The sequence below is a fragment of the Dietzia aurantiaca genome, assembly GCF_021033825.1.
Classification (GTDB): domain Bacteria; phylum Actinomycetota; class Actinomycetes; order Mycobacteriales; family Mycobacteriaceae; genus Dietzia; species Dietzia aurantiaca.
This window is the reverse complement of the sequence record NZ_JAIFXZ010000011.1, coordinates 104085-125827: the sequence shown is the minus strand read 5'-3', so window position 1 is coordinate 125827 and position 21743 is coordinate 104085. Positions and strand designations below refer to the sequence as shown.

Annotated in this window: 20 protein-coding genes; 11 read left to right on the top strand and 9 right to left on the bottom strand. The window is 70.4% G+C overall.

What is annotated here, in order from left to right; genetic code table 11:
* Nucleotides 1-11: 11 nt before the first annotated feature.
* A complete protein-coding gene (locus K3888_RS12530) occupies nt 12-794 on the bottom strand; it encodes a fructosamine kinase family protein (RefSeq protein ID WP_230930599.1) in 783 nt (260 codons plus the stop codon).
* Entirely contained in the window at nt 791-2194 is a 1404-nt protein-coding gene (locus K3888_RS12525) for an MFS transporter (RefSeq protein WP_230930598.1), read from the bottom strand. Before K3888_RS12525 ends, K3888_RS12530 begins: the two co-directional genes overlap by 4 nt.
* Nucleotides 2195-2302: 108 nt before the next feature.
* On the opposite strand from K3888_RS12525, the gene K3888_RS12520 reads away from it, so the two are divergent.
* The 4 genes from K3888_RS12520 to K3888_RS12505 all read left to right on the top strand — a co-directional run bounded on the left by K3888_RS12520 (nt 2303) and on the right by K3888_RS12505 (nt 6842).
* Nucleotides 2303-3247, top strand: coding sequence for an SRPBCC family protein (locus K3888_RS12520; protein ID WP_230930597.1), 945 nt, complete (start codon nt 2303-2305; stop codon nt 3245-3247).
* Nucleotides 3248-3383: 136 nt separating this feature from the next.
* On the top strand, nt 3384-4430 hold the full coding sequence (locus tag K3888_RS12515) for a beta-ketoacyl-ACP synthase III (protein WP_230930596.1): 1047 nt from the start codon (nt 3384-3386) through the stop codon (nt 4428-4430).
* Between the two features lie 144 nt (nt 4431-4574).
* Nucleotides 4575-5669 carry an SGNH/GDSL hydrolase family protein gene (locus tag K3888_RS12510; protein ID WP_230930595.1) on the top strand — a complete coding sequence of 365 codons (1095 nt, stop codon included), beginning with the start codon at nt 4575-4577 and terminating at the stop codon, nt 5667-5669.
* Nucleotides 5670-5819: 150 nt separating this feature from the next.
* Nucleotides 5820-6842, top strand: coding sequence for an SGNH/GDSL hydrolase family protein (locus K3888_RS12505; RefSeq protein WP_230930594.1), 1023 nt, complete (start codon nt 5820-5822; stop codon nt 6840-6842).
* Nucleotides 6843-7000: 158 nt separating this feature from the next.
* Here K3888_RS12505 and K3888_RS12500 read toward each other — a convergent pair whose 3' ends face one another.
* The 5 genes from K3888_RS12500 to K3888_RS12480 form a co-directional block, all read right to left on the bottom strand.
* A complete protein-coding gene (locus tag K3888_RS12500; protein WP_230930593.1) occupies nt 7001-8257 on the bottom strand; it encodes a Dyp-type peroxidase in 1257 nt (418 codons plus the stop codon).
* Complete coding sequence (locus K3888_RS12495) at nt 8250-8858, bottom strand: copper chaperone PCu(A)C (protein WP_230930592.1); 609 nt, start codon at nt 8856-8858, stop codon at nt 8250-8252. Before K3888_RS12495 ends, K3888_RS12500 begins: the two co-directional genes overlap by 8 nt.
* 63 nt (nt 8859-8921) lie before the next feature.
* Entirely contained in the window at nt 8922-9578 is a 657-nt protein-coding gene (locus K3888_RS12490; RefSeq protein WP_230930591.1) for a hypothetical protein, read from the bottom strand.
* Between the two features lie 9 nt (nt 9579-9587).
* Complete coding sequence (locus tag K3888_RS12485; protein ID WP_230930590.1) at nt 9588-10076, bottom strand: NUDIX hydrolase; 489 nt, start codon at nt 10074-10076, stop codon at nt 9588-9590.
* A gap of 116 nt (nt 10077-10192) precedes the next feature.
* A complete protein-coding gene (locus K3888_RS12480; RefSeq protein ID WP_230930589.1) occupies nt 10193-11335 on the bottom strand; it encodes a hypothetical protein in 1143 nt (380 codons plus the stop codon).
* 420 nt (nt 11336-11755) lie between these two features.
* Here K3888_RS12480 and K3888_RS12475 point away from each other — a divergent pair, with 420 nt between their 5' ends.
* The 5 genes from K3888_RS12475 to K3888_RS12455 all read left to right on the top strand — a co-directional run bounded on the left by K3888_RS12475 (nt 11756) and on the right by K3888_RS12455 (nt 17749).
* Nucleotides 11756-13210 (top strand): hypothetical protein, encoded by a 1455-nt coding sequence (locus K3888_RS12475; protein ID WP_230930588.1) that lies wholly within the window; start codon nt 11756-11758, stop codon nt 13208-13210.
* Nucleotides 13211-13243: 33 nt separating this feature from the next.
* On the top strand, nt 13244-14140 hold the full coding sequence (locus tag K3888_RS12470; RefSeq protein ID WP_230930587.1) for a PspA/IM30 family protein: 897 nt from the start codon (nt 13244-13246) through the stop codon (nt 14138-14140).
* 157 nt (nt 14141-14297) lie between these two features.
* On the top strand, nt 14298-15542 hold the full coding sequence (locus K3888_RS12465) for an alpha/beta hydrolase (RefSeq protein ID WP_230930586.1): 1245 nt from the start codon (nt 14298-14300) through the stop codon (nt 15540-15542).
* A gap of 44 nt (nt 15543-15586) precedes the next feature.
* Nucleotides 15587-16087 (top strand): SRPBCC domain-containing protein, encoded by a 501-nt coding sequence (locus tag K3888_RS12460; RefSeq protein WP_230930585.1) that lies wholly within the window; start codon nt 15587-15589, stop codon nt 16085-16087.
* 81 nt (nt 16088-16168) lie between these two features.
* Nucleotides 16169-17749 carry an HNH endonuclease signature motif containing protein gene (locus K3888_RS12455; RefSeq protein ID WP_230930584.1) on the top strand — a complete coding sequence of 527 codons (1581 nt, stop codon included), beginning with the start codon at nt 16169-16171 and terminating at the stop codon, nt 17747-17749.
* Nucleotides 17750-17763: 14 nt separating this feature from the next.
* Here the strand turns inward: K3888_RS12455 and K3888_RS12450 are convergent, their stop codons facing one another.
* Entirely contained in the window at nt 17764-19023 is a 1260-nt protein-coding gene (locus K3888_RS12450; RefSeq protein WP_230930583.1) for an NYN domain-containing protein, read from the bottom strand.
* 102 nt (nt 19024-19125) lie between these two features.
* Here K3888_RS12450 and K3888_RS12445 point away from each other — a divergent pair, with 102 nt between their 5' ends.
* The gene (locus K3888_RS12445) at nt 19126-19986 is read left to right on the top strand and encodes a mycofactocin-coupled SDR family oxidoreductase (RefSeq protein WP_230930582.1); all 861 of its coding nucleotides are present in this window, start codon (nt 19126-19128) and stop codon (nt 19984-19986) included.
* A 108-nt stretch (nt 19987-20094) separates the two neighbouring features.
* On the opposite strand, the gene K3888_RS17705 is transcribed toward K3888_RS12445, so the two are convergent.
* Nucleotides 20095-20220, bottom strand: a complete 126-nt coding sequence (locus K3888_RS17705; RefSeq protein ID WP_269075136.1) for a hypothetical protein — start codon at nt 20218-20220, stop codon at nt 20095-20097.
* Nucleotides 20221-20454: 234 nt separating this feature from the next.
* Here K3888_RS17705 and K3888_RS12440 point away from each other — a divergent pair, with 234 nt between their 5' ends.
* Nucleotides 20455-21699, top strand: coding sequence for a fatty acid desaturase family protein (locus tag K3888_RS12440; RefSeq protein WP_230930581.1), 1245 nt, complete (start codon nt 20455-20457; stop codon nt 21697-21699).
* Nucleotides 21700-21743: the final 44 nt, after the last annotated feature.

Here is a 21743-nt window from a genome sequence, read left to right as displayed (position 1 = left end):
CCGCGGCAGGCCTACAGCAGTAGGACCTCGCGGGCGGCGTCGGCCAACGCGACCGCGTAGCCGGCGCCGTGCCCCGCCGAGTGGGTGGCCAGCGGGTGCAGCTGGTGCAGCGGCACGCGGTCGCGCCAGCCCTCCGTCAACGGGTGCGCCTCGTTGTATCCGGCGAGAATGCGCTCGAGGTGAGGCGCCCCGAACAGAGCGAGCATCGCCAGATCGGTCTCGCGATGGCCGCCGTGGGCGGCGGGGTCGATGAGCACCGCCTCCCCGTCCGGTGTCCACAACACATTGCCCGTCCATAGGTCGCCGTGGAGGCGGGCGGGCCGGTCGGCCGGGTCGTCGAGCTCGCCGGAGGCCACGCGGTCGCAGGCCCGCTCCACCACCGCCAGGTCGGCGCCGTCGAGCACCCCGAGATCCACCGCGATCCGGACGAACGGGCGGACCCGCTGCTCGGCGTAGAACGCACCCCACGACTCTGTGGGCACACATTCCTGGGGTCGACTGCCGATGAAACACCGGCCCGCCCAGTCCGCGGCCGGCGCGCCCCATCCGGCGGCACCGGCATCATGCATCGCCGCCAGTGACCGGCCGAACCGCAGGGCTCCGTCCGAACTCGCGCGGCCGTCGGGGATCCGCTCGAGCACGATCTCGTCGTCGTCGACTCCCCACACCTCGACCACGAGGGGCCCGCCGGGCGCCGCGGTGAGCCACCGCAGTCCCGCGGCCTCGTGGCGGAAGAAGTCGGGGCCGTGATCTGAGCCGCGTTTGACGAACGACTGCGATGCGCGGCCGCTCATGCCGCCGCCTCGCGGTCGGGACGCGTGGTGGCCCGATCAGGACCAGCAGACCGACCGAGAAGTGGCCCGGCGAGCACAGCGATGAGCAGGCCGCCCACGACCATCGGGGCGACGGCCCAGCGCATGCCGACGTGCTCGGCGATCTGCCCGACCAGCGGCGGGGCAAGCAGGAAGCCGAGGCGCATGACCCAGTTGAGGACGGCCAGGCCGGCGCCGTCGGGTAGGCCGGGAACCGAATCAGCGCCGACCATCGCGCCGGGGATGATCGTCGCGATGCCCCAGCCGGCCACGGCGAACCCGGCCAGCAGCACGGCCACCATCGCGGGGCCGTCGAGGAAGAACGAGCCGTTCAGCGCCGCGCCCGCGCCCAGCACCACGCAGATGCCGCCCATCCGGCCCACGCGGACGGCGCCGAAGCCCTCGACGAGCCTGTCGCCGGTGAGCCGGCCGATCAGCTGCGCGCCCTGCACCGCGATGAATCCGAGCCCGGCCACGCCTGCACCGACCGCGGCGACGTCCCGCAGGTACAGCGCCGACCAGGTCTGGGCGAAGTCCTCGACGATCTCGGCGCAGCACGCGAAGAGACCCAGCGCCACCAGCAGCAACAGCGCGCGGCCGCCCGGAAGCCGCCGCCGCACGACAGGGTCCACTGACTGAGCGGGCGAGGGCGCCGCCCCGTGTGATGCCGCCTCGTGCCTGGTGGAGGCGGTATCGGTGTCGTGTACCCGGTCGAGGTCGCGCCCGTACTCGTCCTCTGCGACGGGCGGGCCCAGCCGCAGCGGATACGCCGCGGCAGCCGCCGCCGCGCACACGATCGCGGCGCCGATCATCTGCACCTGCACGGGCGCGCCGAAACCGGCCGACAGCGACCCGCCGGCCGCCCCGAGCACCGCGCCCAGCGACCACACCGCATGGAAACGGTTGATCAGCGACCGCCCGTGCCGCAGTTGCACCCGGATGCCGTGCGCGTTCATCGACACGTCAGTGATGGCATCGCACACCCCGAACAGCAGGAGCAGTCCCGCGAACACGGCCACGACCGGCGAGAACCCGACCAGCGCCGCCACCACCGAGGCGGCGATCATCGTGCCCACGGCCACCGCCCCGTCCGAGCGTCGCCGCATGAGCACGGGCGTCAACAGTCCGCCGAACAACGCGCCGGCCGGGTAGCAGGCCATGGCCAACCCGAACAGCGCCGGGCTGAGCTCGAGGGCGTCCTTGAGATCGGGCAGCCGGGGCACGATGGCGCCGAAGATCGCGCCGTTGGCAGCGAACAGCAGCGCGGTGGCCGCGATCGGGCGGTGGGCGGTGTCGGTGGAGACGGCGTCGTCGTCGTGGTCGGGGTCGGCGCTGGCGGTGCTGCCGGCTCCGCGGTCGCCCGGCGGGCTCGTCGAGGTCACGCCCGCCACCCTAATCCGCATCGCGCACCGCGGCGGTCGGGCGGGAACCGGGCGGGCGGCGCCGGTAGCGTTGGGCGGGTATCGGGCGAAGGGCGGGCAGGAATGGACATGTACCAGGTCACGGCAGGGGTAGAGGTCGACGACGACGGGCGCCGCGTGGTGTGCAGTGTGCCGCTGCCGGTCCCGCCCCCGGTCGTGTTCGACGCGGTGGCCACCGGCGAGGGCATCAGCTCGTGGTTCGTCCCGTGCGCGCTCGAGCCGCAGGTGGGCGGGCGGATCGTCCAGTTCGCCGACCCCGGCGCGCCCGACCCCACGACCGGGCCGGAGGCGGCCGCCGAGGCCATGCTCACCGCGACCGTCGGCGAGATCACCGACTACACGCCGCCCGCCGGCAGCATTCCCGGCCGGTTCGCGTACGCCGAGCGCGACTGGATGGGCGAGGGCGTGCCGGTGCCGCCGTGGGAGACCTCGTGCGAGGTCACCTCCGACGGCGGGGGCGGCTCGGTGCTGACGCTGCGGTCGGGATTCGACTCGGACGGCCAGCTCGCGGTGGAGTCGGTCGACGGCAGCGTCGCCGGCTGGTCCCAGTCACTGACCGTCCTGGCGCATCGCCTGACCCATCGCCCCGCCGACGGGGTGGCGACCGTCGATGCGGCCACCGATCCGGTCGCGATGACGGTGCCGGAGTTGTGGGCCCGGGTGAGCGCGCAACTCGTGGCACCTGCGGCGGGGGCCGGTGGCAGCGGTTCGGCGAGCACCGGCGCCGTGGCCCGGTCGGGTGAGGTCGGCGGCATCGTGGCGACGGAGGCGGCCGCGTCGATGGCGTTGATCCTGTCCACGCCGGTCGACGGGATGTTGGAGCTGTTCGCGTTCCCCGCGGGCGAGACGCACGAGGACGCGGCGGACCGTGCGGCGTTGGCCGTGCGACTGTACGAGTACGTCGACGCCCCCGGAGGTGACGGCGCCCCGCTGGGTGCGGCGGCCGTCGACGTCGAGCCGACGTGGGACGCGACGCGCTGGCGGACCTGGCTGGGCGGGCTGCACGGGGATTGAGTCCGGGGGTGGGCAGGGCAGCGGGCGGAAACACGTTCATCTGGTAGGACGATGTAGTCCGTGACCGCAGTAGTGTGGCGTGCAGCATCACCTGTGCCTCTCTCACGAGCCTTACCCACGAGGAGCAAGAACACCCATGGCGGATTTCAACGACACCGTGACCATCGCCGCCGGCGAGGGCTCGCCCGGAACGGCTCTGTTGGGCATTGGTGCTTACCGGCCTCGTCGCGTGGTGAGCAACGAGGAGATCTGCGAGAAGATCGACTCGACCTCGGAATGGATTTACGAGCGCTCCGGCATCCTCAACCGCCACGTGGCCGAGAAGGACGAGTCGGTCATCTTCATGTCGAGCGAGGCGGCGGCCAGGGCGGTGGCCTCGGCGGGGATCGATCCGGAGCTGGTGGATGCGCTCATCGTGTGCACCTCGACCTATGAGACCTACGTTCCGCACGCCGCGCCGAAGGTCGCGGACAACATCGGCCGCAATGGCATCGCGGCGTTCGACATCACGGCGGGTTGTTCCGGCTTCGGCTACGGTCTCGCCCTGGCGTCCAACATGATCCGGGGCGGCGGATCCCGCTATGTGGTCGTGGTCGGGGTCGAGCGCATGAGCGAGGGCATCGACTGGACCGATCGCAACACCGCGTTCATCTTCGGCGACGGTGCCGGCGCGGTCGTGGTGGGCCCGTCTGAGACCAACGAGATCTCGCAAGTGGTCTGGGGTTCGGACGGCCAGCAGTCCGAGGCCATCACGTTGACCAAGACCCTGCGTGAGTACATCGACGAGACCCAGGAAGCGCCGGCCCCGGCGCCCTTCCTGGTGATGGACGGTTCCAAGGTCTTCCGTTGGGCCGCCGTGCAGATCGCCAAGGCGTCCGCCCGGACACTGGAGGCCGCGGGCGTGACCGCCGACCAGATCCAGGCGTTCATCCCCCATCAGGCCAACGGTCGGATCAACTCGGCGATGGCCAAGCATCTCGGCCTGCCGGACACTGTGTCCATCGCTAACGACATCGAGCAGACGGGCAACACCTCGGCCGCATCGATCCCGCTGGCGATGGAGACCATGCTGCGCGAGGGCCAGGCCAAGCAGGGTGACCTCGCGCTGTGCATAGGCTTCGGCGCAGGCCTGTCCTACGCGGGTCAGGTCGTGCGTCTGCCCGCGAAGCCGCCCGTCGACTGACAGGCAGCACGGCCGCTCGCGGCCCCTCGCTGCCCTCCGGCTGTCGACCCCGGTTCCCAGTGGTGAACCGGGGCCTTCGCTTTCGCCCCGAGATGGACAGAGTTGCCCCACCCGTCCAGTCGGCATTCGTGCGAAAGTGTGGCTATGTTCACATCACCCTCGTCGCGGTCAGCTCGTCTACTGGCGTCCGGTGCCGCTGCCGCCGCCGTATCCGCCCTGACCGTGTCGATGCTCGCGATGGCCCCCACCGTCGCCGCCGCTCCCCCGATCCCGGCGGCGCCGCCGGCGGCGGGCTCGACGGCCGAGCAGTTCGGCGGCTCCTCGCAGGCGCTCGGTGAGAACATCGCGGGCCAGGTCAGCAGTTCCGACCCCGGACCGGCCGTGACCTCGGGGGACGGCTCGGGCCCGGCCCGCTACGTGGCACTCGGCGACTCGTACGCGGCGGTCGGCCGCATCGCCCCGGGCGCGTGGAGCGCCGGCCCGGTCACCTGCGTCCGGACCGACGACGCCTACCCGAACGTCGTGGCCCGCGAGCTGGGGGTCGGAACGTTCGTCAACGCCTCGTGCGGCGGGGCGGTGACCGACGATCTGTGGGCCCCGGACAAGGGGGGTGTCCCGGCGCAGTTCGACGCCCTGACCGAGGACACCGACCTGATCTCGCTCTCGATCGGCGGCAACGACGTGGGCTTCGGCGCGGTGCTCGTGGCGTGCGCGGTCCGCACCAACACGGCCGCGCCGTTCCTGCCGGTGATCGACGCCGTGACGGGTCCGGTCGCCGAGGACTTCGACACCACCACCGGCTGCGCGGACGTGATCGACCGGCAGGCCACCGCGGCCCTCGCGGAGCTCGACACCCGCCTGAACGAGGTCTATGCGGAGATCGCGCACCGCTCCCCCGACGCCCGGGTCGTGACGACCGGTTACCTGGCGGCCATGCCGGAGGACGACGCGACGATCGCCTCGTCACCGGCGTGCGAGCCGCTCATGGCCGCGACCCGGGACGAGCGCGACAAGGTGCGCACGTTCCAGAACGATCTCAACGACGTGGTTCAGGCCGCCGCCGAACGCAACGGCGCGACCGTGGTCATCCCCGATGAGCCCGGCCACTCCATGTGCGCACCGGCCGACACCCGCCGGGTGGACCTGCTCGGCGTCGAGACCGGCGCCGCGCCGGTGCATCCGACGACCGCCGGGCACGCCCACGTCGCCGACCGGGTCCTGGCGGCGCTGGAGGGGTAGCCGTCGGGGGAACGACGAGGCCGACGAGACCGACGACGACGAGGTAGACGATTCCGGTCAGCACGGCCGGATTCCGCCCCACCTGCCACACCAGTCCCGGGGCGGAGCGATTCGCCTTCGACGAGACTCCGGCGGGAGCACACTGTGAGCATGCTCACACCTCGTCGTCGTCCCTTCCCATCGCTCTCTATCTCCCCCCGCCGCACCGCGTCTCGCCTGACGGGCGCGCTCGCCGTGGGCGCGGCCCTCACGCTGGCCGTCGCACCGATCTCGGCCGCGCAGTCCACCGCCGAGGCGGACGGCACGATCGCCGTCAGCTCGCTCGGCTCGAGCACCGACGCGCCCGGTAGCTCCACGGGCTCGCTCGGCCCGTTCGGCTCGCTGGCCGCGCCCGCGTACGCCGAGTACGTCGCGCTCGGGGACTCGTACGCCGCGTTGGGTGACAACACCGAGCCGGCCGGCGGCCCGACGGGGTGCGCACGAAGCCTGGCGAACTACCCGCACCAGCTGGCGGCCAACCCTGCAATCGGCGACCTCACCGACTCGACCTGCGGAGGCGCGCAGGTGCCGGACATCCTCACCGTGACCCAGGTTGAGGGCGCGCCGCCGCAGATCACCACGCTCGCACCCGACACCGACCTGGTCACCCTGTCGATCGGCGGCAATGACGTGGGCTTCGGCACCATCGTCGGTTGCATCACCGCGCATCTCCAGCCCGGGGGGCCCCAGCAGCCGCGGGACTGCCGGACCCTGCTGGGAGCCACGGTCTCCACTGACGTTGACGACCTCTACGGCGACGGCGGCGCGGTCGATGTGATCTATGACGAGATCGCCGAGCGCTCGCCCGATGCGACCGTGGTCGCCACCCAGTATCTGCCTCTCATGCCCGCCGAAGACGAGGACGGGTGCCAGTTCACCGCCGCGATCGGGGCGGCCAACCTCGAGTGGGCCCGTGAGATCACGCAGGAGATCAACGATGCGGTCGACGACGCTGCCCGCCGCAACGGCCACGTCTCGGTGCTTCCGACCTCTGACACCGACCGCAGCGGTTGCGCGCCCGTGAACGAGCGGTGGGTCGTTTTCAATGACGGCTCGGCGAACAACACCGCGCCGTTTCACCCCACAGCCCTGGGCCAGGAGGCCATGGCGGCGGCGATCGCCGCTGCTCTCTAACGCCGGCCGCCGTCGGCACAGCCGCCCCCGACGACGAACTCCCGCGTGTACCGGGGTACACGCGGGAGTTCATGCCGGCATGCGGCTGTAGCCCGGGCGCGCAGGCGCGGGAGCGGATGCCACCCAGCTGCCGCCCATGGCAGGGCCTGAGCGGGACCTCAGTCCTCGAAGAGCTGCTGCCCCACGTACCCGCCCTCGGGCGCCCCGGGCGGGATCGCGAACACCGCCGACCCGATGGGGATCGTCCACGTGTTGAGGGCGTCCTGCTCTGCGAGCCGCTGCTGCACCGGGATGTAGGTGCGCACCGGGTCGGCCATGTAGGCGGTGAACAGCAGCCCGGTGTTGCTGATCTCGCCGCCCTCCGGCGGGTCGTCGTAGTTGTACGGCCGCCGGAGCATGGCCTCGCCCCTGTTCCGCTGCCGGGCCCGGGCCATGTGCGACTCGGGCGGGATCACGGGCAGTCCCACGTCGTCGATGGCCTCGAAATCGGCGGGGTCATGCTCGGCGGTGCCGGTGAGCGGCGCCCCGGTGTCGAGCGTGCGGCCGACGGACAGTTCGCGGGAGTTGCGGTCGATCTCCTCCCAGGTGTCCATCGTCATGCGGATGCGCCGCAGCACGAGTGCCGAACCGCCCCGCATCCACCGCTGATCGCTGCCGTCGGAGTAGAGGATCTGGTCGAAGTCCATGTCCCCTTCCGGCGTCGGGTTGACGGTGCCGTCGATCTGCCCGAACAGGTTGCGTTGCGTCCGTCCGGACGGGTCGGTGCCCACGGCCTTGCGGAACCCCCGCTGGGCCCACTTCTGCCGCGCCACCCCCCGCACCCCGGAGGCCAGGATGCGGGCGGCGTGCGCGACGATCAGCGGGTCGTCGGCGCAGATCTGCAGCAGCAGGTCGCCCTCCGACCAGCGGTCCTCGAGCTGGTCGATCTGTGGGAAGGCCGGCAACTGCTGCAGCCATTCGGGCCGCTTGTCCGGCTTCCCGATCGCGTCGAAGAAGCCGGGCCCGAGCCCGATGGTCACGGTGAGCCGTGCCGGGTCCGCGGCCAGTTCGGGTTCGAGGTCGGCCAGTCCGGGGTGCCCCTGGGTGAGTCGCGCCGCGTCCTGGGACCAGGCGCGCAGGACGCCCTGGACCTCGGTACGCGTCGCCCCGGGGACGATGTCGAACCCCACGAAGGCAGCGTGCGATTGCGGTGCCGTGGTGATGCCCGCCTGCCGGGGACCGTAGAACGGTTCCGAGGCCGAGCCGACCACGCGGGAGTCGGCCACCGTCTTCCAGGTGACCGCCTCGTCGTCGTCGACGACACCGCGCCCCGTGTATCCGGCGAGGGCGCCGGCGGCGCCACCCCCCACGACCGCCGCGACACCGCCGGTGAGCACCGACCGCCTGGACAGACCGCGAGAGGTGCGGTCAGCCATCGTGGTTCGCGCCCTCCCCGCCGCCGTGGCTGCCGTGGTCGTCGCCGACGTACTCCTCTTCGCCGCCCTTGAAGTCGCGGGCGGTGAGGGTGATGTCCTGCTCGGTGCCGTCGTCGAACGTCAGGACCATCGGGATCTCCTGGCCGGTGGTGATCGGCGCGGTGAGGTCCATGAACATGAAGTGGTCCTTGCCGGGCTCGAGGAACAGCTCCCCGCCGGCGGGCAGGACGAACCCGCCCTCCTTCTCCTGCATCATCATGCCGCCGCCGCCGGGGACCGTCTCGTGCATCTCGACGCGCTCGCTGACGGGTGAGGTGACGCCGGTGATGCGGATCTCGACGTCGCCGGTGTTGCGGAGCGTGCCGAAGGCGCCGCTCATCTCGGTGTCGGTGGCCTTGGCCCAGCCGTTCTCGAAGATCACGACGGCGGCCTCGGACTCACCGCCGTCTTCTGGCTGGCTGGTGGCGGCGGGCTCGTTGGTGGCCGAGTCGGTGGCGGCGGAGCCGGTGGTTCCGGTGTCCTCCGAGCAGGCGGCGAGGCCCAGGGTGAGCGCGAGGGCGGCCGCCGCGACGGCGGTACGGGTGGTGCGGTTGGTACGCATGTGTGTCCTTTGGTGACAGGGGTGATCGCCCGGCCGCATGTAGGCGGGCGTGTTGGCGTCGGATCACACGAAGGCGGGCGGCGCCCGGGTCCCCCCGCCTGTGAGGAGGTACCGCCCGCGCGGGACGTACGCGTCGTAGGAGGACAACAGGGGTACGACGACGACAAGGCGAACACCCGCCAGCATCGGCCGTACCCGTGCCGCTACCCACGCGAGCGTCCCGGACAGGGCCGCCACCACGGCGAGCGTCAGGAGCACGGCGGCCACGTGAGCTCCGAGCATCTGCGGGGTGAGCAGTGTCGCCCACGTGATCGGCTCCGCCGGGGCGGCCGCACCGCCAACGACGCCGCCGTCCATCGCGGCGCGGATCGCGGCCGGGTCGGTGACGTGGTGGCCGAGCGTTTCCGTCTGCCCGCCCGGGTGCGAGTGCGAATGTCCCGAGGACAACACGAGGTGGACGAGCGCCTGGCCGGCCAGCAGGCCGCCGGCCGCGGTGAGCAGCGGCGGCCGGCGACGGGCGAGGGCCGCGGTGACGGCTCCGATGCCGGCGCTGGCGGCCCCCACCATGAGGACGTCGCCCGAGGTGGGAGGGATCGCCGCGGCCCCGGCGGCCAGTCCGTGGGCGCTGATGCCGAAGACGCCGCTGACCACGGCGACGATGATCCCCACGACCGCGGTCACCACAGGGGGGACCTCGGTGCGCAGGCGATCGGCGGACATGACCTGATTCTAATGCGACTCGGTGGTGGTGACGATTCGCGCACGTTCCTCGGTGGAGAGGCCGGCCTCGAGGCGTTCGAGCATGTGGGGGCGCATCTCGGGCAGGTCGTCGACCGCAAACCATCGGACGTCGGTGTTCTCACCATCTGCCGGGTGGGGATCGCCGGCGAGATAGGTGCAGGCGAAGGTGTGATCGATGTACTGGGCTCGGTCGCCGTTGGCGTAGGTGACCATGCGGGAGACACCGATCGAGGCGACCCTGTCGACGCGGATGGTGACGTCGGCTTCCTCCCGCGCTTCGCGCACCGCGGTGTCGGCGGGATGCTCGCCCGGGTCGACGATTCCGGTGACGGGGGTCCACCAGCCGTTGTCGCTGCGCCGGACCAGCAGGACCCGCCGGTGATCGGCGCTGCGGATGACGGCGGTCGCGCCAGACAGCCAGAGCGGCGCGGTGCCCACGTGCTCACGGAGCTTCAGGACGAAGTCGGGGGTCGACATGCCCTGAGGGTAGGCGGGACGTATGACAGATCCCCCGCCGGCCGCGTGGGCTGGCGGGGGATCTGTAGAGATTGATCAGTTCATCGGCCGGTCAGACCGACCTGCGAACCGGGAGTTCAGCGAACCGGCTGCTGCTCGGGCTCGCACTCATCTCGCTCCATGGAGCCATTGTTCTTGAGGAGGTCGATGCCCTCCTGCGGCAGGCTGCAGACCGCCGCGACGTCGAGCGGCGGAAGGTTGACGCCACCGGAGACGATGATGCCGATCGCAATGCCACCCGCTGCGAGCGAGCCAAGAGCCAGAATCTCCTCGGTGCCGAGGGAGCCCTCACCGGAGCCGGCCTCAGAGCCCTCGATGACGGAGCCGAGGTTCAGGTCACCCGAGCCCGAGTTCGAACCCTCACCGCTGGAGCCCGACTCCGAACCGGTGAAGATTTCGGTCAGCGAACCGAGCGGGCTATCCCCCTCAGACGAGCCCAGGCTGGCCATGATGCTCGCGAGCGAGCCCGATCCTTCGGACGAGCCCTCGCCGCCGCTCGAGCCCTCGCCTGAGCCGCCCTCCAGCGAACCGCTCTCAATCGAGCCCTCAGACGAACCGGCCTCCGACGAGCCACCCTCGCCCGACCCTTCCGACGAGCCCTCCTCGCTCGAGCCCTCGCCCGAGCCCGACTCCGAACCGGTGAAGATTTCGGTCAGCGAACCGAGGGGGCTGTCCTCCTCGGAGGAGCCAGCCTCGCTGGAGCCTTCGCCCGAACCCTCTGACGAGCCACCCTCGCTGGAGCCCTCGCCCGAACCCTCAGACGAGCCACCCTCGCTGGAGCCCTCGCCCTCAGACGAGCCCAGGTTCGCGATGATGCTCGCGAGCGAGCCCTCGCCGCCGCTCGAGCCTTCGCCCGAACCGCTCTCAAGCGAACCCTCGCCCGAGCCCTCGGAAGAGCCGGCTTCGCCCGACCCCTCAGACGAACCCGCCTCGCTGGAGCCTTCGCCCGAACCCTCTGACGAGCCAGCCTCTGTCGAGCCCTCACCTGAGCCGGTATCGGCGCCCAGCGAATCAGAGGGCAGCCCGGGCAGCTCCGAGGAGCCCTCACCGGAAGAGCCGAGGGCCGCGCCCAGGTCCACACCGAGACCGAGCGAGTCGCCGAGGCCGAGGCCAAGGTTGAGGTCGAGGCCGGCACTCTGCGCGTTGGCGATACCCGGAAGTGTGCCCATGGTGAGTCCGGCGGCCGCGATAACCGCGATCATCCGCTTGGAGTTCTTCATAGAACTACCTTTCTGATTGCTGTAGACGACCCGGCGACCGGAGTCCCCCCGTCGCCCGGCCCGGCAGGTGGAGCGACCACCAGCCGTCGGATCGTGTCGGAACGTTATCGCGCCATCTCGCTCAGTTGTTACGTTCCACCGATTGATGCCACAGGAAAACGTCAGCCTGCCGCCCCGGACCCCCGGCCCGTCAAACAGAGCCATTTCCCGCTAAGGCAGCCATCCCGCACCCCCACCTCGACATATACAAATCCTGATAGATGAACACACCTTTAAGTATCGGCGACCAATACATACCTATGTGAGTTGAATCACGTTAGACAGTTTTTCCGCCAACTCGCCGCGGGAAACCCACGCGGACGGCTTGGCAGGGGCAAACTTGAGGAAAACCTCGCATTGCAGCCGACAGTCAGGAGCGTCATGCCAGCGAAAGCCACGTCCGGAGTCCAGTTCCCCGCCGACCCTTCCGGGTCCCGCTCGACGGGCACACTGGCCAAGCAGGTGGTGGCCGACGCGCTCGCCACCGTGGACCCGTCGGCCGCCGAACGCGTCCACCGCATTAAGGACTGGCGCAAGGGCTACATCGAGCCGTTCACCGAGCTCGTCGCGGCGGGTGTCCACGACGCCGGCAACTGGGACGGTGTCGCCAGGGCCGCCCTCGACTCACTACAGTCCCGCATGGTCGGCGCCCACGACGTCGACGGGGAGACCGTCGAGACCACGATGGCGGACTACCTCGCCGTCGTCGCCGCCACCTCCACCCCGGGCACCGAGACGATCACCGGCACCGCCGAGCCCGAACGAACGCTGTCGATCCCCTACCGCGGTGAGAACCTCTCCGGCGCCGCGCTGAGCGACCTGCTCGACCGATGGGTCGCCGACGGTGTCGTGGAACCCAGCTGCGCGGCCGCCCTGCGCCTGGTGCAGGACAACCCCGACTGGTTGTCCCTACCCGGCCGCGCCATGCTCGTCCTGGGCCTCGGCTCCGAGATGGGCCCCGCCCGCCAACTGCTGCGCTGGGGCGCGGACGTGATGGGCGTCGACCTGCCCTCCAGCCCCGCATGGGAGCGCTTCCGCAGTGGCGCCGATCAGTTCGCGGGGCGCCTCCACATCCCCACCGACGCTGACGGACGTCCCGGGATCAACCTGCTCACCGAGCTACCCGAACTCGCCGCCTGGGCCCGCGCCGCCGCCCCTGCCCCGCTGACGGTGGGCAGCTATTTCTACGCGGACGGCGGGACCCACGTGCAACTGTCCTCGGCGGCGGACGCCCTCGTCGTCGACCTCCTGTCCGATTCCACCGCCACCGCGCTGGCCTACCTCGCCACCCCGATGGACACCTTCGTCGTTCCCGCCGACGTGCGGGAGGCTTCCGACGCCGCACTCGCCGACCGTAAGGCCATCGACGTCAAGAAGATCGTCGGCGCCCTCACCCGCGGCCGCCTGTTCCACCGCAACTACGCCGCCGGCCGCGGACCGGCCGTCCACGACGCGCTCGTCCCCCAACAGGGCCCCAACTACACGCTCGCCAAGCGCGTCCAGCGCTGGCGCGCCACCACCGCCTTCGCCGACGGCCACACCGTCTCCGTCAACGTCGCCCCCGCCACCGACACCTACTCGGTGACCAAGAACAAGATCCTCGCCAGCACCTACAAGGGCGCCGGCGCGTTCGGCATCGAGATCTTCGAGCCCGACACCTCCTCGGCGATGCTCGCGGCGCTCATGGTCCACGACCTCAACGTGGGCCGACCCGAGGTCGACGTGCAGTGGCAGCACGAGTCGTCCGGCGCCGCCTCGGGCGGACTGTGGCGGCAGCCGTACCTGCCCCGGACCGCCCTCCCGGTCGCGGCACTGCTCGGTACCGTGAAGAGGTAGCGCTCGCCACTCGCCGACAGTAAGGACGCAGCCATGCCGAACCCGTTCTCCAAGGGCTGGAACTACCTCAAGGCCTCGCTCGACAAGGCGGTCGACGACAACGCCGACCCCAAGGTCCTCGTCCACCAGGCGATGCAGGGCGCCCGGGACCAGCACAAGGCCGTGGCCGACCAGGCCGCCGCGGTGATCGGCAACGCCAAGCAGCTCGAGATCGCGATGGGCACCAAGGCCCGGCAGCTCGACGAGGTGCAAGGGCAGATCCGGCAGATGCTGCAGATGGCAGAGAAGGCGCGCGCGGAGGGCGACCAGGCGCGGGCCGGCCAGCTGGAGACGCAGGCCGAGCAGATGGCCGGGCGGCTCGTGACGCTGGAGTCGGACCTGGAGCACACGCGGCAGCTGCACGGCCAGGCGACTCATGCGGCCGAGCAGGCCAAGCAGGCGGTCGGCGAGTCCGAGCGGAAGCTGCGCGAGACCCTGGCGCAGGAGGACCAGCTGCTGCTGCAGGCCACGCAGGCGGAGATGCAGCATCGCACCACCGAGTCGCTCACCTCGATGGAGGGCGTCGGCGGCGGTAACTCGCCGACGTTCGACGAGATCCGCAACAAAATCGAGAGCCGGTACACCACCGCGCTCGGCAAGCAGGAGCTCGCCGAGGCCACCGGCGGCCCGTCCACCGCGCAGCTCGACGCCGCCGCCCTCACCCGGGAGTCGGAGGGTCGCTCCAAGCTCGACCAGATCCGCGCGTCGATGGGCCTCGAGTCGGGCGGTGCGGCGGGCGCGGGCCGCCAACTGACGGAGGGCGACGACGACAACGCCGCCACCTCCGCCCCCGGCGACGCCCGGCCGGCCGACACCGGCGGCGCCGGAGGCACTGACAGCGCCGAGGGCGGGCAGTCGGGCCCGACGCTACCCCGCGACACGCGGCAGTAGTCGCTCGCGCGGATTCGGCTGAGGGCCATGCCCAGGGAGTTTCAGGACATTCACTTGGGACGCTCAGTGGTTTATCATCAGCCAGTGGCCTCCGCGTGGTGACTTCGCGCGCCGTTCAGTGGGGTCGCTTCCCTTCCCGCGCAACCAAGGTGACCCCGTGAACTTGAGATCCCTTCCGGCCTCCGCGGCACGCCGCGCACTCGTCCCCGCGGTGGCGCTGACCCTGGTCTGCGGCGCGGCGGCGCCCGCCGCGGCACAGGCGGGCTCGGGTGATCCCGGATCGCTCAACCCCGGTTCCCTCGGCAACATCGGTTCGGTCAACAACCTGGGCGGCAGCGTCGACCCGTCGAGCGCCGCGGCCGGCGCCGCGACCGTCGGCTCCACCGGCTCGACCGGCACCGACTCGCTCGTCGGCCTCGGCACCCTGCCCCCGATGGGCACCGGCTCGCAGAACACCGCGGCCACCCCGCCGATCGGCATGGAGCCCGAGCCCGTCGAGGTCACCGAGGTGCGCGATGTCGAGGTCGGCGACCCGATGGTCGCCGGCGGTGATCCGCGCTTCGAGCGCTGGTGGGTCGCCTCCAAGTCCATGAACCGCGTCCTGCCGGTCGAGATCTGGCGCGCCGCCTCGGACGCTCCGGCGCCGATGCTCTACCTCCTCGACGGCGTGGACTCGCCCTCGCCGAGCGGCTGGTTGCTGCCCGGACGGATCCAGGAGGTGTTCGCGGGGGAGCACGTCACCCTGGTCATGCCGGCCCGGGCCGACGGCTCGCTGCACGCGGACTGGCAGCACGACGACCCGGTACTGAGCCGCAACAAGTGGCAGACGTTCCTCACCCAGGAGCTGCCACCGCTGCTGGAGTCCGGCGAACACGCGATCCCGTTCACCGGCAAGCGCGGCATGGCCGGACTGTCGATGGGCGCCGCCAGCGCGGTCACCACCGCGGAGCGCAGCCCCGAGATGTACCAGGCGATCGGCGCGATCGCCGGCTGCTACACCGCCCGCGACGACCTGGGCTTCCTGCTCGCCAAGATCGTGGCCGAGACGCGTGGCGGCAACATCGCCAACATGTGGGGCCAGCGAAACGACCCCGCCTACCTGGAGAACGACGGCCTGCTCCACGCCGAGAAGCTCCGCGACAAGGCGCTCTACTTCGCGACCGCGACCGGCATGCCCGACGCCACCGAGTGGCAGCGCAACGACCACGACCTGCTGCGCTTCAGCCAGGGCGCCGGTCTGGAGATCGCCACGCACGCCTGCACCGTCGACATGGACGAGCGCCTGAAGGAGCTGGGAATCGGTGCGCGCGTCGACTACCTGCCGACCGGGATGCACAACTGGGACAACTTCAGCCGCTTCCTCGCGCCCATGCGCGATACGGTGATGCCGGCGCTGCGCTAGAGCATCCGGCCGACGCGGCGTCGCTCTCACCGCGAGGAGACGCCATGCCCACCCCACCCACGGCCTCCGGCTCTCTCACCGAGTCGGGGGCCGTCGTGTTCACCCGCCGACTGCCGATCTCGCGCGAGCAGGCGTGGGCGGCCGTCACCGACCCGGCCCGCACTGCCCGGTGGATCGGCCCGTGGTCGGGCGACCCGGCCAGCGGCACCGTCGAGTTGACGATGACCGTCGAGGAGGGCTCCCCCACGTCCACCGTGGAGGTGCGGCGGTGTGAGGAACCGATGGTCCTCGTCGTCACCACCGGTCCCGCCGGGTGGGTGCTCACGGTGCGGGTCGAGGGCGACGACGACGAGGCCGTCATCTCCCTGGAACAGGACATTCCGGACACCGAGTCCGCCGCCTCGATCGGTCCCGGATGGGACTTCTACCTGGACCGGCTGGTCGAGGCCGAGGCGGGCCGGGATCCGGATGCGCTCCGGTTCGACCCGGACTACTACCCGGGCCTGGCCGGTTACTACAGAGAGTTGTTCAGCGGCCGAGGTTGATGTCGTACCCCCTTGCTACCTTGATTTCAGTCGAACACAGAAGCGATTGAATCGGAGCGTGGAGGGGCGGCGCACATGGCGATGGCGGGAATTGACCAGAAGTCGGAACCCGGTACGGACACCAGGATCCCGGAGGCGAGCAAGGCGGTTCTCGAGGCCCTGCAGGCGGAGAATCGCGCCGCCGCGGCCCGCTTACGTGCGTGTTACGCGCTACTCGACATCTGTGACGACGTGGAGTTCCAGCGGGCTGTCGACGCCGGCTACGACCCGATGTGCGAGGAGCCGCAGGACTACGCGCTGATCGACCCCTTCGACATCGCCTGCGCCGAGATCGTGGCCGCGTACGGCGTACATACCCACCGGGCGCGGGCGCTGATCAAGCTGTCGATCACGCTCGTCAACAACTTCCCTGCCCTGCTGGAGGCCATGGAGTGTGGCCGCCTCGACGAGGCCACGGTCAAGATGCTCGCTCGCCAGATGCGGGTCGTGGAGTCGAGGTTCAGGTCCGACGTGCAGAAGGCCGTGGTCGACTGGCTCCTGGGCGCGATCGACGCGGGGCAGCGCCCGGGCCGCGATCGAATTCTCAGCCAGACGGATCACATCATCGAGGAGTCCGACCCGGACGGTGTCCTCGCCAGACGCCGGCGTGCGATCACCGAGCGCAACGTTCAGGTCCGTCGCAGCAGTGACGGCATGGCCCAACTCCATGCCTATCTGACGTCGGCGGAGGCGGCGGCGCTGTACGAGGCGCTGCAGATGTCGGCGCGCGATCAGATCAAGAAGGAGAAGGACTCCCGCGGCGAGTCGACCCGGTACGTGGACGCGGGCGTATGCGACAACTCGCCCGGCCGACGCATCGGCGAACGTCGCGCCGACGCCTTGGTCGACGCGATCCTCGGGCCCGGACACGGCGCCGACCCCGGCTCTGCCCCCGAGTCGGAGAGCGTCGCGCGCGAGCGCCTCGCGGGCGAGACTCCCCGGGCCCAGCTCCGGCCACACATCACCGTGCTCACCGAACTCGGCCCGGGCGGCGAGCCCGCCGTCTACATGCCCCGGGGCGGGCCGGCCACGATCGATGCCCTCATGGAACTGCTGTCGCGCTGTGTCGGCGCCGCCATCTCGGTCCCGGACCCCACGCCCGGGTCGGCTGACTCGTCGACGGCCGCCCGGCGCTATCGGATCAGTGCCGAACTGGCTCGCCGCATCCGGCTACGGGACGGTACCTGTCGGCACCCGGGGTGCTCGGTGCCGGCCGACGACTGCGATGTTGACCACATCCGCCCCTTCAATCACTCTGATACCGGCTCTGGCGGGCTGACCGTCGAGTTCAATCTCATGTGCCTCTGTCGGCGGCACCACCGCTTCAAAACCTTCCACGGGTGGGAGTACCAACTGGCGCGCGACGGCACGCTGACCGTCACCACCAGCACTGGTCACACCCTCACCACCGAGCCGGACGGGCCGCTGGCGCGATGGCGCCAGCGGCCGGACGAAGGGGCCTCCTCTGACGCCGGACCACCGCGGCCGTGGCTCAGCCCTGAGCCGAAACCGACCTACTGGTTCCAGCGCATGCAACGCCAGGTCGCGGCACGTCGAGAGAACATCGCCGCCAGGCGTGTACCCGAGCCCGGCGACCCCGGCTACGACCCGCCACCGTTCTGAGGCGGGCCGCCGGCTCAGCGGTGCTTGAGCAGTACCGCGCGGATGCCCTCGTGGAATCCGTCACGCAGACGCACGCGCTGGGCCTCGGTGAGCGTGAACTCGTTGAGCATCTGGCAGGCGAACTGCAGCAACGGCCTGTCGATCGCCGGCGGAAGCACCCCGCCCGACAGGAGATGCGCGTCGTCGCGCTGCTCCTCGGTGGCGGCCTGCTCGTACCACCAGGTGGCGTACTGCTGCCCTACGTCGAAGGGGGTCTGCTCACCGGAGGAGGTCCACACCTCCTCCGGCAGAGGCACGAACTTCGACCGGAGCGGACGACGATGCGGGGCCATCATCGACGGGCTCGGCCGCGCGGAGCCGTTGGCCGTCGGCTCGTCCGACGCGGGCGATGCCGCGGCCGGGGGCTCGGCCCGGGGCGCCGGGGGGACCTGGCCGGGCTTCGGCACTGCCGGCCGGTCGGCAGGGTCGGCAGGGTCTTCGCGGTGGGCGTCATCGACGATGGCCGCGCACTCCTCCTCGTCGGCCGCGAGCTCCTCGGCCTCGGCCGCGAGCTCCTCGTCTGCCACGGTCTGGCGCGTCTCGTCCGCCACGGTGGTCGCGGCGGCGCGGTCGGACCGCAACTGCACGTCGACCATGTCCACGGTCTCCTCCGCCTCCGGATCGCGGGTCTCCTCGCCGGGATGCGCCGGGCGCGGGGCCGCGGTGCGCACCTTCGGCGGGATGGGCCCCTCGAGGACCCGGATCTGCATGGCGTCGTGGAAATCGGTGCGGGGATCGAGCACCGTCGTGGTGTCGCAGGCATGACGCAGCGCGGACGAGATGGAATCCCAGCCGAACCCGACGAGGTGCATGCGCACTCCCGCGTCGACGGCCACGCGGACGCCCGGGATCATGTCGGCGTCGCCGGTCACGAGGACCATGTCGGCACAGTGGCCCTTGTACGCGGCCTGGATCATGTCCGCGACCAGCAGGGTGTCGACGGCCTTCTGCGTCCGGCGCTCACCCCACTCGATCAGCTGGCCGGCCCGCAATTGCACGCCCTCGATGACGCGCAGTGTCCGTTGATAACGGTGCGGCCCCGAATCCGGGATGCCGTCGTACCAGTTCTGGCGCTGGACCGGCTGATCCACCAGTCCGTGGGCGACCTGATCTAAACGGTGCACGACCGTGGCCAGCGAGATCTCCAGCTGACCGCGTGCCCCCTCCTCCCACGAGTTATAGAAACTCGCCAGTAGGTAAGACGTATCGACGAGGATCAGAGTTCGTTGAAGCATGATGATCACGACCTGTTCTGGTTGTCATTCGTTGACTTCCAGCATGCCGCAGGGCGCACGGACCCGCAGGGGTCGCTACCGAACAACGTCAGGAGTCTCTCGATGTCACAACCCTTCGCCACGCCGACCGACCTCAGTGGAAGGGTCGTGCTGGTCACGGGTGCCGCCCGCGGACAGGGCCGCGCACACTGCGAGGCCTTCGCCGCTGCCGGGTGCGACGTGATCGCCCTCGACCTGTGCCGCGACATCGAGTCGGTGCCCTACCCGATGGCGAACCCGGCGGACCTGGAGGCCACCGCCGAGGCCGTGCGCGCTCTCGGGCGGCGCTGTGTGACGGGCGAGGTCGACGTGCGGGACATGCCGGGGATGCGCGAGGCCGTCGACGCCGGTGTCGCCGAGCTGGGTGGCCTGGACTTCGTGGTCGCCAACGCCGGGGTTTCCCCGCAGCCCATCCCGTCGTGGGAGCGGACCGAGGAGGAGTGGGACTCCACCCTGGACATCAACCTCAAGGGCACCTGGGTCACCACCACCGTGGCGATTCCCCACATCCTGGCCACCGGCCGGGGCGGCGCGGTCATCCTCATCAGCTCGATGGTCGCGCTGCGCGGCGGCTCCTTCACCGCCAGCTACGCGACCTCGAAGTGGGGCGTCCGGGGCCTGGCCAAGGCCCTCGCCGGGGAGCTGGGCTTCTCCAACGTGCGGTGCAACTCCATCCACCCCGGCAACGTACGCACGCCGATGATCGAGAACCCGTCGATGATCGCCATGATGTCGGGCGGACAGGGCACGACGCTCGAGGACACCACCGAGACCTTCGCCGGCATGAACCAGATGCCGCAACCGTGGGTCGGGCCCGAGGCGATCGCCTCCATGGCTCTGTACCTGTGCAGTGATGCCGGCGCCGGCATCACCGGCGCCTCGATCCCCGTCGACCTGGGCGGGAGCGAGAAGTTCGGGCGCTGACCTACTGCGCTTGCCAGACACGAGAACGGCCCGGCGCCCTCAATCGAGGGAGCCGGGCCGCCTGCGCTGTGTTGTCTTGCGCTGTGTTGTCTTGCGCTGTGCGGGCTATCAGCCCTGCGGGGTCGTCGGGCGCGGGACGCTGATGGTCGACCCCGTGGCGCTCCACACCATGGTCCAGAAGATGTCGACCACGGGCTGGATGGCCTGCAGGAAAATGTCGTTCGCGTTGCTCATGTTGATCCCCTCGTCAGTGTCTCTTCCCGGCGGCGTGCGACCGGATACGTCCGGTATGTCGCCACCAACCCGCCCGACGTTACACAACCGTGATATCCGTGGCGACTCCCACACTTTTCGCACTGGTCACGGCTGCGCCGACCAGCCCTCACCCTTCGGTGGACTATCGCCGCGGAGTGTGACTCACCCGACAAAGTTAACCTACGGGACCGTAACTTACGGTACCGTAGCTTCATGGCAATCACCGACATCCCAGAGTTCGCACATCTCAGCGAGGATGACATCGAGGCGCTCGGCGCGGAGCTGGAGCAGATCCGTCAGGACATCATCGGCTCCCTGGGCGAGCGAGATGCCACCTACATCCGCAACACCATCCGCTTCCAGCGCGGCCTCGAGGTCGGCGCCCGGGCGCTGCTGATGGTGGGCTCGCGCAACAAGACCGCGTGGGCGATCGGCGCGGGCGCGCTCGGTGTGGCCAAGATCGTCGAGAACATGGAACTCGGGCACAACATCATGCACGGGCAGTGGGATTGGATGAACGATCCCGAGATCCACTCCACCAGCTGGGAGTGGGACAACGTGGGCACGTCCGAGCACTGGAAGCAGACCCACAACTACATGCACCACAAGTACACGAACATCATCGGCATGGACGACGACGTGGGGTACGGCCTCCTCCGCGTGACCCGCGACCAGCGCTGGCACCCCTTCTACTACGGCAACCTGGCGTACAACACCGCCCTGGCACTGCTGTTCCAGTGGGGTGTGGGGATCCAGTACCTGGAGCTGGGCAAGGTCGTCAAGGGCCGCGACGACCGCGAGAAGACCAAGCGCAACGTCTCCCTGTTTCTGCGCAAGGCCGGCCGCCAGCTCGCGAAGGACTACGTGTTCTACCCGGCACTGTCGGGCAAGGGCTGGAAGTCCACCATCACCGCCAACCTGGTGGCCAACGGCATCCGCAACGTGTGGACCAACGCCGTGATCTTCTGCGGCCACTTCCCCGACGGCGCCGAGAAGTTCACCAAGAAGGACCTCGCGAACGAGACGCAGGCCGAGTGGTACCTGCGCCAGATGCTCGGCTCCGCGAACCTCACCGGCGGCCCGGTCATCGACTTCATGTCCGGCAACCTGTCGTACCAGATCGAGCACCACCTCTACCCGGACATGTCGTCCAACCGGCTGGCGGAGGCGGCCGTGCGGGTGCGCGAGGTGTGCGATAAGTACGACCTGCCGTACGTGGCCGGCTCGCTTCCGGTGCAATACCTCAAGGCGTGGCGCACCATCGCCAAGATGTCCCTGCCCAACCACATGCTCAAGGACACCGCCGACGACGCCCCCGAGACCCACTCGGAGCGGATGTTCGAGGGGCTCCCCGAGCCGAAGCCGACCGCCGGGAACGGCAGGCGCGCCGGACTCAAGACGGCGCTTCGCGAGCATCGCGCCCGCCGACGCGCGAAGAAGTACGTGCCGGTCTCCTGACCTGAATCGCACGCCGCCACGCCCTCGACACCTGATCAGGTGTC

Excerpts from the sequence above, each read along its gene's own strand:
- K3888_RS12445 (WP_230930582.1), top strand. The coding sequence starts at position 19,126 with ATGTCACAACCCTTCGCCACGCCGACCGACCTCAGTGGAAGGGTCGTG.
- K3888_RS12455 (WP_230930584.1), top strand. The coding sequence starts at position 16,169 with ATGGCGGGAATTGACCAGAAGTCGGAACCCGGTACGGACACCAGGATC.
- K3888_RS12495 (WP_230930592.1), bottom strand. The coding sequence starts at position 8,858 with ATGCGTACCAACCGCACCACCCGTACCGCCGTCGCGGCGGCCGCCCTC.
- K3888_RS12490 (WP_230930591.1), bottom strand. The coding sequence starts at position 9,578 with ATGTCCGCCGATCGCCTGCGCACCGAGGTCCCCCCTGTGGTGACCGCG.
- K3888_RS12480 (WP_230930589.1), bottom strand. The coding sequence starts at position 11,335 with ATGAAGAACTCCAAGCGGATGATCGCGGTTATCGCGGCCGCCGGACTC.
- K3888_RS12450 (WP_230930583.1), bottom strand. The coding sequence starts at position 19,023 with ATGCTTCAACGAACTCTGATCCTCGTCGATACGTCTTACCTACTGGCG.
- K3888_RS12460 (WP_230930585.1), top strand. The coding sequence starts at position 15,587 with ATGCCCACCCCACCCACGGCCTCCGGCTCTCTCACCGAGTCGGGGGCC.
- K3888_RS12440 (WP_230930581.1), top strand. The coding sequence starts at position 20,455 with ATGGCAATCACCGACATCCCAGAGTTCGCACATCTCAGCGAGGATGAC.
- K3888_RS12485 (WP_230930590.1), bottom strand. The coding sequence starts at position 10,076 with ATGTCGACCCCCGACTTCGTCCTGAAGCTCCGTGAGCACGTGGGCACC.
- K3888_RS12515 (WP_230930596.1), top strand. The coding sequence starts at position 3,384 with ATGGCGGATTTCAACGACACCGTGACCATCGCCGCCGGCGAGGGCTCG.
- K3888_RS12500 (WP_230930593.1), bottom strand. The coding sequence starts at position 8,257 with ATGGCTGACCGCACCTCTCGCGGTCTGTCCAGGCGGTCGGTGCTCACC.
- K3888_RS12510 (WP_230930595.1), top strand. The coding sequence starts at position 4,575 with ATGTTCACATCACCCTCGTCGCGGTCAGCTCGTCTACTGGCGTCCGGT.
- K3888_RS12520 (WP_230930597.1), top strand. The coding sequence starts at position 2,303 with ATGTACCAGGTCACGGCAGGGGTAGAGGTCGACGACGACGGGCGCCGC.
- K3888_RS12530 (WP_230930599.1), bottom strand. The coding sequence starts at position 794 with ATGAGCGGCCGCGCATCGCAGTCGTTCGTCAAACGCGGCTCAGATCAC.
- K3888_RS17705 (WP_269075136.1), bottom strand. The coding sequence starts at position 20,220 with ATGAGCAACGCGAACGACATTTTCCTGCAGGCCATCCAGCCCGTGGTC.
- K3888_RS12505 (WP_230930594.1), top strand. The coding sequence starts at position 5,820 with ATGCTCACACCTCGTCGTCGTCCCTTCCCATCGCTCTCTATCTCCCCC.
- K3888_RS12475 (WP_230930588.1), top strand. The coding sequence starts at position 11,756 with ATGCCAGCGAAAGCCACGTCCGGAGTCCAGTTCCCCGCCGACCCTTCC.
- K3888_RS12470 (WP_230930587.1), top strand. The coding sequence starts at position 13,244 with ATGCCGAACCCGTTCTCCAAGGGCTGGAACTACCTCAAGGCCTCGCTC.